The sequence below is a fragment of the Chryseobacterium sp. OSA05B genome (assembly GCF_019970065.1).
Classification (GTDB): Bacteria; Bacteroidota; Bacteroidia; order Flavobacteriales; family Weeksellaceae; genus Chryseobacterium.
Genome location: NZ_JAHXYH010000001.1, coordinates 1,171,082 through 1,185,934, shown reverse-complemented (window position 1 = coordinate 1,185,934; position 14,853 = coordinate 1,171,082). Strand labels below are relative to the sequence as shown.

Genomic DNA, 14,853 nt, shown 5'->3' with positions numbered 1-14,853 from the left:
TGATGAAATTATTCCGGTCTTTAATTCTAAAGTTTATATGTCAATGTGAAATAATAATTTCTCGGAGTAATAGGGTTTACAGAATAATTTTCGTGTACGTTATAGTTCACTACATCGAATAGGTTCCCCACTTTCCCCTGAATAGAGAATTTTTTCCACTCGTAACCTACAGAAACAGTTACTGTGGTGTAATCTTTTAATTCGAACATTCTTGTTACATCCTTTCTGGTGACATTCGTAGATTTTGAATCATTCCAACCGGCTATTCTGTCTCCGATATAATAAATACCGGCTCCTACTTTTAATCCTTTTGCATAATTGGTGAATTTATAAAACACAGATGCATTGGCTGTAGTAGCTGGAGTTCTTACCAGTCTTTGTTTTTCTACATATCCTTTTTCAGGGGTATCGATATAAACTGAATTATTGTAGGAGAAACCACCGATAATAGAAAGGTTTTCTGTAGGATTTCCTGTAATATCCACCTCAACACCACGGCTTCTCATTTTACCCGCAAATTCCTTAAGATTAGTATCAGGGGTTTGTACAGTTCCCGTATTATCTACGTAAAAGAAGTTCTGATAGTTATTATTTTGTAAAATCTGATAGACCGTAAGATTAATAGCAAGGGCACTATTCCAAAGGTTTTTCTTTGCTCCGATTTCATATTGATCAATAGTAGTCGGGCTGATACCTTGTTTCTGAAGGGTATTCACTCTGTCTCTCACCTGCGCAAGCGTACCTGAAGTATCTAAAGAACCGATTTCATCAGACATATATCCTGCATTGGAAATAAATGAATTGGTATAAGTGGCAAATACAGAAAGATTATCATTAGGCATATAAACCACCCCTAACTTTGGAGAGAATGCCTGATCAGAAGTTGCAGAGTTTTGTACAAAGCTTTTATCCAATGGCTTTGTTGCCGTTGCATAAGTAGTCTTTATAGAAGGCATATTTTCCACATAAGACCAGCGGACACCTGCGATTACTTTAAACTGTTTGGTCAGGCTGATATAATCCTGTACATAAACACCGGCTCTTCTTGTATTAATTCTTGTCAGTGCATTTTCACCGCTGTCCGGCATTGCCATATTCCCCCATGTTGAAGGATCATCAAGGAACAGAACATTAACAGGAGCAATAACATTGAAAGCGTAAGCATCTGCCTGATTGTAGTCAGCATCTGCTCCGATTAACAATTTATGATTTATTTTTCCCGTGTTAAATTCACCGTTAATATTCACCTGTGCAGAACCATATTTACTTCTGTTATTGGTTTTATTAAAAGGTCTTGCCCACGATAGACGGGTCTCGGATATTTTTTTCTCATAGGTCCACTGCACACGCTCGGATGAGAAATAGTCTTTTACATAGTTTTGGTAAGAAGCAACTGCATTTAAGGTCCAGTTAGCATTTATTTCATGGTTGAATGTCACATTGGTAGACGCCTGTTCTACATTTTGATATTGCCAGTCATTACCGAAAAATGTATTCCTGTCCACATAATTGTTCATAGAATAGCTCAGATCTTTGTTGGTAATAGAACCAATCCCGAAATCCGGAGTGAAATTATTCTTAAGATAATCGGCCTCTACAATTAACTGAGATTTCGGACTTAAATTAAATAAGAATGAAGGGTTAAAATAATATTTCTCAGATTGTACCACATCTCTGAAACTTTCAGCATATTCATAAGCTCCGTTTATTCTGAATGCAATATTTTTAGATAACGGACCATAAATATCAACCGTTGGCTTATAAGAATTCCAGCTTCCTCCGTTTAGTCCTATGCTTCCTCCGAAATTGAATTTAGGTTTTTTGGTGATCATATTGATGATTCCCCCTGCAGCCGTATTTCCGTAAAGCATAGCATTAGCTCCTTTCAATACCTCAACTCTTTCCAAACCGCTTACTTCAGGAAATACTCCGCTGTTAACTCTCGTTCCGTTTTTAAAGACGTTATCGTTACCTAAAATAAAACCACGGCCTCCAAAACTGTCCTGAGAATTTCCTCTGGATGAAGTCACGTACATCCCGTTGATATTCTGAATAACATCGCTCAGTTGTTTTGCCTGCTGCTGCTCGATGATTTCGTGTGTTACGATGGAGATGGCCTGAGGATTTTCCATAACCGTAAGGGCAGACTTCGTAGATGATGTTTTTGCCTGGTTGGGATTTCCTGTTTTGTGAAGATTAATGTCTTCAATGGTTTGAGACCTGATGGTATCGGTTTCAAGGTTTTTCATCTGGGCACTTAAAGATACGGCCGCCAATAAAAATCCTAAAGAAGCTAGTTGTTTTTTCATTTCTTATTTTTATGTAGAACAGTTTTAAATAGCGGCAAAAATAAGAATTCGGAAAGCATTAATTTAGAATTAATAAAAATAATAAAATGATTTTTATCATATTTTGAAGATGTGATAAAAATAGCTGTTGTCGTCAGAAGCTGCTAAACTGAGGATTATTAAATATATTTGTTAAAAAAATATACATATGCAATTGGTAAAAGCAGGACTTTGTGCCTTTGGAATGAGCGGAAAAGTATTTCATGCTCCGTTTTTGAAAGAACATCCCGGATTTTTTATGGCTGCTGTCGTAGAGAGAAGCAAAGAAGAATCTAAGGAAAAATATCCGGAAGCTACCATTTACCGATCGGTGGAGGAAATGCTTCAGAAGGCAGATATTGAGCTTGTAATCATCAATACACCGGTACAGACGCATTTTGAATATGCAAAAATGGCGCTCGAGGCCGGGAAAAATATAATCGTTGAAAAGCCCTTTACAGTCACTGTTTCCGAAGCAGAACAGCTGGTAAATCTGGCGGAAGAAAAAGGATTATTTGTAAGCGTCTATCAAAACAGAAGATTTGACCGTGATTTTTTACAGGTTCATAAAATATTGAATGAAGGAAAACTAGGTGAGATCAAGGAAGCTGAAATCCGCTTCGACAGATTCCGTACGGCACCAAGCGGAAAACAGCATAAGGAAGATCCGCAGCAAACCGGTTCGGGATCACTTCACGATTTGGGTGCCCATCTTGTAGATCAGGCGGTACAGTATTTCGGATATCCGGAAAAGCTTTTCGCAGATGTGTTTTCTATGAAGGGTGAGGAATATGCCAATGACTATTTTGAGATCTTATTATATTATAAGGATAATTTAAGGGTAAGATTGAAATCATCGGTCTTTACGAAAGAAGCGCACTACGCTTATACTATTCACGGAGAAAAAGGAAGTTTCCTGCAGGAAAGAACCGATAATCAGGAAAATGAATTGGTGGCTGGATCTATACCTGCTTACGGGAATGAATGGACGAAGCCATTACAGGGAACAGACGGAATTTTAAATTATGTAAATGAAAATTCAGAAACAGAAAGAATACTCACGTCCAGCGATCCCGGAAATTATATGGATTATTATCAGCAGATCTATGAATATATTGTCTTTGGATATGCGCTGCCGTCTCAGGGAATAGAAGTGGTGCAGAATATGAAGATCATTGATGCTTCTCTGGAGAGTTCGAAAGGGGAGAAAGTGGTTTATTTGTAGGAGAGTTTGAGAGTGGGAGGGTTTTAGAGTAAAAGCGTTGGGTCTAAACCCTAATACACTCTTACTCTAAAACCCTCTAACTTTTTTAAATTTCCTGAAGCTCTAGCCATCTCATCTCATATTCCTCCAGCTTTTCAGAAATGGTTTCCAATTCTGCAGAAAGCTTGGCTACCTTTTCGTATTCCGTTTCATTATTAAGCTGATCCATGATCTTGGTTCTTTTTTCTTCAAGCTCAGGCATTTCTCTTTCTATCGTTTCCAGTTCTCGCTGTTCCTTGAAAGACATTTTTCTTTTTGGGGAAGCAGGTTGAGAAACTTCCGGTGTTGCTGCCACAATTTCTTTTACAGGTTCCGGCTTAGGGGCTGCATTTTTTCCCTGTGCATCCTCACGGTTTTTCGCTTCTCTGTATTCGGAGAAAGTTCCTATAAAATCTCTGATTTTTCCTTCTCCTTCAAAAGCCAGAACATGGTCAATAATTCTGTCCATGAAATACCTGTCGTGAGAAACAATAATCAAACTTCCCTGGAAATTCAATAGAAAGTTTTCCAGTACAGTCAGCGTCGGAAGATCAAGGTCGTTGGTAGGCTCATCAAATATTAAAAAGTTAGGATTCTGGTACAGGATATACATCAGGTGCAGTCTTCTTTTTTCACCACCCGAAAGTTTTGAAATCGGCGAATACTGCGTCTGATCATCAAATAAGAATAATCTAAGGAATTGCGATGCAGAGATCGTTTTCCCATTAGCCAAAGGAAAGTTCTCAGAAATTTCTTTAATGAAATCAATGACTCTTTCGTCCTCTTTATATTTCAGTCCTTTCTGTGAAAAATAGCCGAACTTGATGGTTTCTCCGGTTTCAATTTCTCCGGAATCTTTTGGCTCAAGTCCCTGAATAATGTTCAGTAAAGTAGATTTTCCGGCACCGTTTTTCCCTACAATTCCTACTTTTTCGCCTCTTTGAAACTGATAGCTGAAATCTTTTAATAATAATTTATCACCATAGCTTTTGGAAATATCTCTAAGCTCAAGAATTTTGTTTCCAAGCCTCTTCATTTCGAAATCGAGTTCCAGAGATTCTTTTCTGGTATCGGTTTTCGCTATTTTTTCAGTTTCATAAAAGTCATCCTGTCTGGATTTCGATTTTGTCGTTCTCGCTTTGGGCTGTCTTCTCATCCACTCCAGTTCTTTTCTGTAAAGATTATTGGCTTTGTCGATGGTGGAATTCATATTATCCTCACGGATCATTTTGTTTTCAAGATAAGTCGCATAGGAACCGTTATGGAAATACAGGTTTTTATCCTCCATTTCCCAGATAATTCCACAAACAGCATCCAGGAAATACCTGTCGTGAGTGACCAGGATTAATGTAATTTTTGCTTTACTCAGATAACTTTCCAGCCATTCTACCATCTCTACATCAAGGTGGTTGGTAGGCTCATCCATGATCAGAAGGGTATGACGGTGTTCCGCTCTGGTTTCAGTCAGTAATTTCGCCAAAGCCACACGTTTGATCTGCCCTCCGGAAAGCGTTCCCATTTTAGCCTCCAGATCCGTGATTTTCAGCTGGGAAAGAATTTGTTTCATATCATTCTCCAGATCCCACGCTTTGTGAATTTCCATTTCAGCCAAAGCTTTTTCAATGAAATCATAATCTGTGGAAAGCAGTGATTTATGATAATTTTTCAGAGCCTGAATAGGCGCAGAATCCAGCGTCATCATAAACTCATCAATGGTAAGATCAGAATCAAACTCGATTTCCTGGTCGAATAAAACCACCTGGATGTCTTTATTAATATTTACGGTTCCGCTATCTGCAATTTCTTTCCCCATTAATATTTTAAGAAGGGTAGATTTTCCGCTTCCGTTTTTGGCAACAATGGCTATTTTGTCCCCTTCATTGACATGGAAGGAAATATTTTCGAACAGGACTTTGACGCCATAAGATTTAGTGAGATTTTCGACAGAAACGTAATTCATTGGAATGTAATGGTTTGATATTGATTTTGTATTGAGCGGCAAAAGTACGAAAATGTAACTAGAAAAGTTTGACCTAATCATGTTCATGTGTTCAAATTTATGAAAGAGGGAAGATGGAAGAGGGAGGCTGGACGTTACTATTGGACAATAATTTTAATAGTTAACATAAAATCTGATGAAGTATTTTTGAAAAACTAATAGGACTGTGATCTAGTCATGCTTTCGGTTTCAATAACTCCCATCTTCCCTCATCCATCTCCATCCCTTAAAATTAAGATTTATTTAATCCCATAAAGTAAATTTCCCCAAACACATTCCCTAATTTTGAATGAGCTAAGGCTTGATTTTTGATGCCAAATAATGCTAAATCTGATTTTAAATAATGAAAAAAGTAATTGTCGACATGGATGGGGTAATGGCGGATGTGTACCATCAGCTGGTGACGTTTGAAAAAAGAGACTCCGGAAAGGAAATTGAGATCAGTGGTCTCGCAGGACTGCCTGAAATTGAAGCATTCCCGAATGGAAAGAAACACGTTAATGAAGTAGGTTTTTTCAGAACACTTCCGGTAATGGAAGGAAGCCGTGAAGCTTTGGAATATATCAATAGCAAATATGAACTCTATATTGTTTCAGCCGGAATGGAGTTTCCTAATAGTTTAAGAGAAAAATTTGACTGGCTGGCAGAGCATTTTCCGTTTATCAGCTGGGAGCAAATTGTTTTATGCGGAAGTAAAAGAGTAGTCCACGGAGATGTAATGATCGATGATTATCCTAAAAACCTGGATCATTTTTCCGGCGAAAAATTAATTTTTACCCAGCCACACAACGAGCTGATTGAAAATGAAAATTACAAAAGGGTACATTCATGGGAAGATATCATGAATATCCTGTAAAAAAGGAAAGTTTATACATTTTTTAGAATTCGGATCACAAATCAGTGATATTTTAGAGAAAGTTTAACTAAAGACTTATTAAATTTAATAAGCTGTTATGAGTGTTGAATGCCGGAAATAAAGAATTTTGCATCAAAATTATACCATGAAAAAACTCAATGCTTTATTCTTTGTTTTAGCAGCTTATTCTTTCCATGCGCAGGTGATTTCCGGAACGATAATTTCTAAAAATGAAAACCAACCTGTTCCTTACGTTAAAATTGGCATAGAAAAAGAAAGTGCTGGAACAGTTTCCGATGACAAGGGGAATTTTTCCATTGATCTTTCCGGACTGGATGCTTCCAGAAAACTAAGAATAGAAGTTCCCGGCTATGAACCATATGCTGAAACCGTACAAAATTTCAGAAAGCAGGATCGCAGGCAGATATTTTTAAAAGAAAAGGTTAAGAATATAAAAGAAGTCAACATTAAAGTTAAGAAACTGGTTGATAAAAACTGGGGCGTCAATACCAAGACGAAAAGTGTCCTGTATTCCGTGAATCCTAAATTCAGAAAAGAAGATTTTCTTGGTGAAACGGCTTTGGAATTTAATGCCAGCAAACGATCCAAGATCAAGAATATCAATCTGAATATTGCCAGCTACACTTCCGATAAACCGGTGTTGATGCGGTATAGTATTTACAGTGAGAAAAACGGATTTCCCGCTGAAAATATTCTGGATGAACAAATTACAGTGGAACTTACGCAGGATATGATCAAAGACGGAACCTATACACTGGATGTCAACGAGCATAATATTTGGGTGCAGGGGAAATTCTTTGTCGGAATTCAGTTTTTGAAAGAATTTGATGGAAGGATTAATATCAGTGCAGCGTTGTTCCGGACAGGATTTATGAGGAAGTTTTATGGAGATTGGCACAAAATGACACTGGCGGCACCAGCGATCAATATAGATGTAAAAGTGGATAAAAGTGCAAAAAATACCAAAGATGAAGCAGCTGCTTTAGGGGATGACCTTGAAGGGCTGGTTTCTGATGTGTCCCAATATCAAGCAGTATCTGAAAATTCCGGTTATGGAAAAAATGAATCGGCAGGTAATTATATTGAATTAAAAGACACAAAACTTTATTACGAAACCTACGGCGAAGGAGAGCCTCTTTTTCTTCTGCATGGAAATTCAGGGAGCATAAAAGATTTCTATCAGCAGATTCCGGTTCTTTCGAAACAATTCAAAGTGATTGTGGTAGATACCAGAGGTCAGGGTAAGAGTACTGATACTTCTCACAGACAATTTACCTATATCCAATTTGCAGATGATGTAAAAGCACTTGCAGATAAACTGGGATTAAAGAAAATTAATATTGCCGGCTGGAGCGATGGTGGAATCACAGGACTTGAGTTTGCTTTAAAATATCCTGAATATCTTAATAAATTAATAGCCATCGGAGCGAATACTTTTCCTGAAGGCGTTGATGAAAGACTGGTTAACCACTTGAAAAACCAGCTTTTGGTCCTGAATATTGAAAACAAACCGGAGAAATTCGACGAACGCAGATTGGTAACGATTATGCTGAAAGAGCCACACATCAGCAAAAAAGATCTTTCAAAAATACAAAACCCGGTTTTGGTGATTGCAGGGGATAAAGATGTGATCAAACAGGATCATACGGAAATGATGGCCAAAGAAATTCCACATGCTGAACTTAAGATCTACAAAGATGCCACCCATATGATTCCTCTTGAAAAAGCAGATGAATTGAATGCAGATATTTTGAAGTTTCTGGGGAAATAATTTTAAGATGGGAGAGGGAAGATGGAGGTTGGGAGATATTATAGACGATTAACTTCTGTTAAACGTTTCATGAAATTATCAAATGGATTTAAAAATAAATAAGTTAGGGGAGAGTAGTCGTTCGGGCTTCAAAAATTTCCATCATCCAGCTTCCCTCTTTCTTCCTTCTAATCCAGCGTCAGTCTTTTCAAAGACCATGTACTTCCGTTGTAAATATCAAGATCTACTTTGGTATTGATGCCATGAACGATTCCGTTTTCCGTAAACTGCCAGAAATCCCAGTGATCATTGGGAGTAGGAGACGGGACATCGTTGTAGTTGGCCAGCCAGAGCGGATAGCCCTCGAATTCGCCCTTCAGGAAATCTTTGTAATAGTGATAGTAGGTGTAGATGATCGGTTTCTCACCGTAGGTTTCCTCTACAATCTTGCACCATATTTTCAGATCCTCAATCAGTTTTTTATTAGTTTTTCTTTTCGGAATCTTTTCGATATCCAGAATCGGTGGAAGGTCGCCGCTTTCCAGCTTGACATTCGCCAGAAAATTATTGGCCTGGATGACAGGATCCTCATCTGCCCTGTAAAAATGATAGGCTCCACGGATGAGATTATGCTTTTGAGCTTTAACCCAGAATTCATCAAAATGTTTATCTGCATTCCTGTTTCCCATGGTGGCACGCATGACGACAAATTCAAGCGGAATGGTTTTGTTTCCGATGCTTAAACTGTCCCATTTTATATCTTCTCTGTTCTGATAATGGGAAACGTCAAAACCATAAGTTTTATCCAGATTGGAGCTCAGGATTTTCTGAATCCTTAAAGTTTCTATTTCGCTGTTGTGAAGTTTTTTATGACTGAATTTATTAAAGTATAAAGCGTAATAATAGCTGATAGACTGCTTCAAATACAATCCGGTCCCTATTAAAGCAATAATTAAAACGGCTAATATTACTTTTCTCCGGAAAAAATAATTCTTCCGACGGTTCTCATGTACCTTTTTGGCAGTTTTTTTGGTGTACTTTCTGGGTGTCATAAAGTTTTGCAAAACTAACTTTTTTCACTACTAAATGCTAAATAAAATCAGTAAATTTGTGTATTATGGAAACACGCGAAAAAATCATCATTATAGGAGGAGGATTTGCGGGGCTGCAGCTTGCAAAAACGTTAAATAACAAGAACAAAAAAGTAATCGTTCTGGACCGGGTGAATCATCATATGTTTCAGCCGCTTTTTTATCAGGTTGCATGCGGAAGGATAGAACCTTCCAATATTTCCTTCCCTTTCAGAAAGATTTTTCAGCAATCCAGAAATACACAGTTTCGTCTTACCGAAGTAAAAGAGATCGATCCTGCCCACAACAGAGTGATCACGGATGAGGCGGAATTTACCTATGATAAACTCATCATAGCCACCGGCTGTAAAACGAATTTCTTCGGTAATAAAGACATGGAATCTAGAGCTTTCGGGATGAAAAATACCCAGGAGGCGATAGGGATCAGAAATCATATACTGATGACCTTCGAAAAGCTGATTCTCGAAAAAAGCAGAAGCGATGACGGTAACTGGAATATCGTTATTGTAGGAAGCGGGCCCACCGGTGTGGAGCTGGCGGGAGCTTTTGCGGAAATGAAAAAAGAAATTCTTCCCAGAGACTATCCCTACATGAATTTTGACCAGCTTAAAATCATTCTGGTAAGTTCTACCGAAAAACCACTCGCTGTAATGAGCAGCGAGGCTCAGGAAAAGTCTGAAAAATATCTTAAGGATCTTGGCGTTACATTCTTAAGTGGCGAGATCGTTACGGATTATGATGGTAATAAAGTGTACATGAAGAGCGGAAAAGATATCCCGTCCAATAATGTGATCTGGGCAGCAGGGGTTACGGGAAATGTGGTAGTCGGATTTCCGGACGAAAAATTAGTAAGAAACAGATACATAGTAGATCGATTTAATAAAATAAAAGGTTACGACAATATTTATGCAGTCGGGGATATTGCCTATATGGAAACCCCGAAGTATCCGCAGGGACATCCGCAGGTAGCGAACGTAGCCATTAATCAAGCAAAAAATTTAGGGAAAAATTTCCTGAAGAAGAATGAAAGTGAATGGACGGAGTACGAATATAAGGATCAGGGCTCACTGGCAACCATTGGGAAGCACAGAGCAGTGGTAGATCTTCCGTTTATCAAATTCCAGGGATTCCTGGCGTGGTATTTCTGGATGTTCCTTCACCTGATGCTGATTCTGAGTGTGAGAAATAAACTCGCCGTCTTTTTCAACTGGATGTGGAGCTACTTCAACAAAGATTCTTCTTTAAGATTAATTATTTCACCGAATAAGAAAAACGGAACATTACAATGAGAATTGACATAATAAGCGTACTTCCTGAATTGATGGAAAGTCCGTTTCATACTTCTATTTTAAGAAGAGCAGTGGATAAAGGTTTGGTAGAAGTTCACTTTCATCAGCTGAGAGACTGGGCCATCAATAAGAAAAGACAGGTAGACGATGAGCCTTACGGAGGCGGAGCGGGAATGGTGATGATGATAGAACCTATAGATAAATGCATTTCTGAGCTTAAATCCCAGAGAACGTACGACGAAGTGATTTATCTTACACCGGACGGAGTTACCCTGAACCAGAAAATTGCCAATTCCCTTTCTATAAAAAATAACCTGATTTTCTTGTGTGGTCATTACAAAGGTATTGATCAGAGAGTTCGGGATCTTCACATTACCAAAGAAATTTCAATCGGGGATTATGTGCTTACCGGAGGAGAACTGGCGGCATGTGTTCTTGCGGATTCCATTATAAGACTGGTTCCCGGAGTTTTGAATGATGAGCAGAGTGCGCTTACGGACAGTTTTCAGGATGATCTTCTTTCACCTCCTATCTATACAAGACCTGAAGTTTATAAAGGTTTAGAGGTGCCAAAAATACTGTTAAGCGGCAATTTTGCCAAAATTGAAGAATGGCGTCATGAAGAAGCAGTAAGAATTACCCAGGAAAAACGTCCGGATTTACTTTAAAAATGATAAGTGAAATAATTGAAATCAGTATTTTTTTCACTTATTTAAAAAGCTAAAAATAAACGGAATAAGAATTGATGTAAAAATCAAAACAAGCGAAAATTATTAATTTTAATTTCAAAATTTGTTATTATTTTTCTTATTTAATGGGGAAATATGTATTGTTTTAATTTTAATTTTTGTTCTAATAATTTTAAATGCTTAATAATTTAGCCATATAAAAGCTTTCTTGTTGATGTTTTTTATTCAATAAGTACATTTATTGTATAACATTAATGTAAAAATATTATAAATAAATTAACGGAATTTGAAAAAAAATAATAAATTTACAACGGAAAAGAAAGTGATAATTTTAAGATAGCAATTTGTGCAGATGGAGATGTTCTCTTTTTACAATGTCGAAAATTTATTTTTACCTGATCCCAAACCAGCCCACAGATTAGATCCTACGAGATCGGGCTTGAAAAATTGGGACGAACAAAGATATAGGAACAAGCTTTTTAAAATTTCATACGTTTTCCAATTGATGAAGGAGGAAAATGGTGTCCTCCCATTTTTAATCGGGTTGTCAGAAGTTTCCGGAAGGAAAGTTTTGGAAGATCTGGTGGAGATGGAACCTTTTAACTCAGAATACGGGATTGTACACTACAATTCTATGGATGAGAGAAAGGTGGATGTAGCCCTGCTGTATGATAAAAATAAAGTGGAAATTATAGATTCAGAAACTATTACTTTCTTCTTTGAAATTATAAATAAAAAAAACACAGAAAATTACGACACAACAAGAGACGTACTATTTTCTAAAATTAAATATAAAGGAACTGTTGTTAATGTTTTTATCGCCCATCTTCCCTCCAAGCGAGAAAAAGACGTTAACAAGCCAAAAAGAGACTTTATTCTTAATGAGATCCGTTCACGGATCTTGAGGATTGTACTTGAAGAAAAGGAACATGTGATATTGTGTGGTGATTTTAACGAAAACCCGGATGATGAAAATTTAGTAAAAATTCTCTACGACAACGATCATGAGAAGGTATTGGTAAATCCTTTTCTAGAGTTGTTCTCTACAAGAAATTATTCTACTTTTCATTATAAGTCAGGTCTGCTTTATGATCAGATTATCATGTCAAAATCTTTCATTGACAATGATGTTTTGAACTTTCAGAATGCTCAAATTTTTAATTCTGAAAAAATAAGCAGCCGGACAAGAAATTTTGAAGGACGACCCTTCCGAACCTATGCCGGTACACGGTATTTGGGCGGATACAGCGATCACTTTCCGGTTTTTGTGCAATTTGAAGAAACAAAAACATAAATAATAAAAAAGTAGAAAATGAAAAATTCAAGCAACACAAGTTATCATTTAGATTCAATTGACAAGGAGATCATTTACATGCTGATGGATAACGCTAAAACATCGTTAGCCCACATCTCTAAGAATGTTGGAATTTCCACTACGGCAGTGCATCAGAGAATCAAAAAACTGGAGCATGCAGGAGTTATTGAAAACTCCATTTCTTTCCTCAATCCTAAAAAAATAGGATACAAAGTAATTTCGTATATCGGCGTATTTTTAGATCAGCCCAGCCATTATCAGGAGGTTGTAAAGTCTCTGCATGATGTCAATGAGGTAGTAGAAGCCCATTATACCACCGGGAACTATACCATATTCTTAAAAGTTCTTTGCAAAGACAATGACCATCTGATGCAGATTCTTAACAAACTTCAGAAGTTTAAAGGGGTGACAAGAACAGAAACTTTCATATCTTTGGAACAAGGTATTTACAGACAACTGAAAGTATAAAGATTATGAACATTGCCCAATATTTGGATTCAACTTATTTGAAAACACCTGCACAGTCAGGAATCTCAAACGAAGAAACATTACAATTAGATAAGGAACTTGCGCAGGAAGCGATAGACAACGGTATTTTTGCCGTGATGATCCGTCCGGATTATGTAGAGGATATCAAAAAGTATATTCAGGAAAGAAATTCAAATGTTGCGGTAGGTACCGTAATAGGTTTTCATGAAGGAACCTATTCTATTGACGAAAAGCTTGCGGAAGCTTCAAAAGCAATTGAGGACGGAGCCGATGAACTGGATTTTGTGATTAATTACAGTGCCTATCTCAAAGGAGATTCGGACCTGGTAAAAAAAGAGTTTGTACAATGTACTCAGCTCGGATTGCAGCATAAAAAAGTGGTTAAATGGATCATTGAAATTGCAGCACTTACCGATGAGCAGATCGCAGATATCACCAAAAATATTTCAACCTGGGCAGCAGAGAATTTCTCTGAAAATGAGCTCCCGAATATTTTTGTAAAATCTTCTACAGGCTTTTACCAGACTGAAGGTGGAAAACCTAACGGAGCAACATTTGAAGGCATTAAAATCATGCTGGATAATGCGGGAAAACTACCTGTAAAAGCTGCCGGAGGCGTACGAACCCCTGAAGATGCTGAAAAAATGATCAGCATGGGAGTGAAGAGAATCGGAACTTCCTCAGCGCTGGCATTGATTAAAAACGAATCCTCATCAGGAAGTTATTAAAAACATAAAAAAACCATCAAGATTTTGATGGTTTTTTTATTTATACCTGTGCTTGATATTCTTCGTAGAATTGCTGTGTTTCTTTGATTAAAACATCCATTTCTTCCAAAGTATATACCTCAAGGAATTTTTTTCTGAATTCTTTGAAATGAGGGACTCCACGGAAATAATTGCTGTAATGCTGTCTCATTTCGATAAGCCCCAGCTTTTCCCCTTTCCATTCTGCACTCCATTCTGCATGTTGGCGAACAGCCAAAAGACGGTCTGCAATAACCGGTTCCGGAAGATGTTCACCCGTTTCAAAGAAATGTTTGATTTCGTTAAAAATCCATGGATAACCAATCGCTGCACGGCCGATCATAATTCCGTCGCATGCATATTTCTGTTTGTATTCAAGAGCTTTTTCAGGAGAATCAATATCACCGTTTCCGAAAATAGGAATCTCAATATTAGGGTTTTGCTTAATTCTTGAAATGTGTTCCCAGTCTGCTTCACCCTTGTACATCTGTGCACGGGTTCTGGCATGTATCGTTAATGCTTTGATACCGGTTTCCTGTAAACGTTCTGCCACTTCATCGATATTGATGCTCGTGCTGTCCCATCCCAAACGGGTCTTAACCGTTACGGGCAGGTGAGTCGAAGTTACAACGGCTTTGGTAAGACGAACCATAAGATCAATATCCTTAAGAACTCCTGCGCCTGCGCCTTTGCATACTACTTTTTTTACAGGACATCCGAAATTAATGTCTACCAGATCCGGGTTTACCGTCTCTACAATTCTTGCAGACATCGCCATTGCTTCCTCATCGCCACCGAAAATCTGGATTCCGACCGGTCTTTCGTAATCGAAAATATCAAGCTTCTTACGGCTCTTCATCGCATCACGAATCAAGCCTTCAGAAGAAATAAATTCTGAATACATCAGATCTGCCCCATGCATCTTGCACAGGCGTCTGAACGGAGGATCACTTACATCTTCCATCGGAGCCAGCAAAAGCGGAAATTCCGGCAGTTCTATATTGCCTATTTTTACCATGCGGCAAATTTACGAAATTA

12 protein-coding genes are annotated in these 14,853 nt (G+C 37.8%); 8 read left to right on the top strand and 4 right to left on the bottom strand.

Annotated features, from left to right (window positions below; all coding sequences use genetic code 11):
• Positions 1-26: 26 nt before the first annotated feature.
• Complete coding sequence (locus tag LC419_RS05400; RefSeq protein ID WP_223606394.1) at positions 27-2,309, bottom strand: TonB-dependent siderophore receptor; 2,283 nt, start codon at positions 2,307-2,309, stop codon at positions 27-29.
• 187 nt (positions 2,310-2,496) lie between these two features.
• Here LC419_RS05400 and LC419_RS05395 point away from each other — a divergent pair, with 187 nt between their 5' ends.
• Positions 2,497-3,552: a Gfo/Idh/MocA family oxidoreductase gene (locus tag LC419_RS05395; protein ID WP_223606393.1), complete on the top strand. Its 1,056-nt coding sequence runs from the start codon at positions 2,497-2,499 to the stop codon at positions 3,550-3,552.
• A gap of 85 nt (positions 3,553-3,637) precedes the next feature.
• Here the strand turns inward: LC419_RS05395 and LC419_RS05390 are convergent, their stop codons facing one another.
• Positions 3,638-5,530, bottom strand: coding sequence for an ABC-F family ATP-binding cassette domain-containing protein (locus tag LC419_RS05390; RefSeq protein ID WP_223606392.1), 1,893 nt, complete (start codon positions 5,528-5,530; stop codon positions 3,638-3,640).
• Between the two features lie 382 nt (positions 5,531-5,912).
• Here LC419_RS05390 and LC419_RS05385 point away from each other — a divergent pair, with 382 nt between their 5' ends.
• On the top strand, positions 5,913-6,425 hold the full coding sequence (locus LC419_RS05385) for a 5'(3')-deoxyribonucleotidase (protein ID WP_223606391.1): 513 nt from the start codon (positions 5,913-5,915) through the stop codon (positions 6,423-6,425).
• A 145-nt stretch (positions 6,426-6,570) separates the two neighbouring features.
• Complete coding sequence (locus tag LC419_RS05380; protein ID WP_223606390.1) at positions 6,571-8,217, top strand: alpha/beta fold hydrolase; 1,647 nt, start codon at positions 6,571-6,573, stop codon at positions 8,215-8,217.
• Between the two features lie 167 nt (positions 8,218-8,384).
• Here the strand turns inward: LC419_RS05380 and LC419_RS05375 are convergent, their stop codons facing one another.
• Positions 8,385-9,248: a glycoside hydrolase family 25 protein gene (locus LC419_RS05375; protein WP_223606389.1), complete on the bottom strand. Its 864-nt coding sequence runs from the start codon at positions 9,246-9,248 to the stop codon at positions 8,385-8,387.
• A 65-nt stretch (positions 9,249-9,313) separates the two neighbouring features.
• Here LC419_RS05375 and LC419_RS05370 point away from each other — a divergent pair, with 65 nt between their 5' ends.
• The 5 genes from LC419_RS05370 to deoC all read left to right on the top strand — a co-directional run bounded on the left by LC419_RS05370 (position 9,314) and on the right by deoC (position 13,797).
• The gene (locus tag LC419_RS05370) at positions 9,314-10,576 is read left to right on the top strand and encodes an NAD(P)/FAD-dependent oxidoreductase (protein ID WP_223606388.1); all 1,263 of its coding nucleotides are present in this window, start codon (positions 9,314-9,316) and stop codon (positions 10,574-10,576) included.
• A complete protein-coding gene (trmD, locus tag LC419_RS05365; RefSeq protein WP_223606387.1) occupies positions 10,573-11,244 on the top strand; it encodes a tRNA (guanosine(37)-N1)-methyltransferase TrmD in 672 nt (223 codons plus the stop codon). The genes LC419_RS05370 and trmD overlap by 4 nt, the downstream gene beginning before the upstream one ends.
• A 373-nt stretch (positions 11,245-11,617) precedes the next feature.
• Positions 11,618-12,559, top strand: coding sequence for an endonuclease/exonuclease/phosphatase family protein (locus LC419_RS05360; protein WP_223606386.1), 942 nt, complete (start codon positions 11,618-11,620; stop codon positions 12,557-12,559).
• A gap of 18 nt (positions 12,560-12,577) precedes the next feature.
• Positions 12,578-13,048 (top strand): Lrp/AsnC ligand binding domain-containing protein, encoded by a 471-nt coding sequence (locus LC419_RS05355; RefSeq protein WP_047452322.1) that lies wholly within the window; start codon positions 12,578-12,580, stop codon positions 13,046-13,048.
• A gap of 2 nt (positions 13,049-13,050) precedes the next feature.
• Positions 13,051-13,797: a deoxyribose-phosphate aldolase gene (deoC, locus tag LC419_RS05350; RefSeq protein ID WP_223606735.1), complete on the top strand. Its 747-nt coding sequence runs from the start codon at positions 13,051-13,053 to the stop codon at positions 13,795-13,797.
• Between the two features lie 40 nt (positions 13,798-13,837).
• Here the strand turns inward: deoC and dusB are convergent, their stop codons facing one another.
• Positions 13,838-14,833, bottom strand: a complete 996-nt coding sequence (dusB, locus tag LC419_RS05345; protein ID WP_223606385.1) for a tRNA dihydrouridine synthase DusB — start codon at positions 14,831-14,833, stop codon at positions 13,838-13,840.
• Positions 14,834-14,853: the final 20 nt, after the last annotated feature.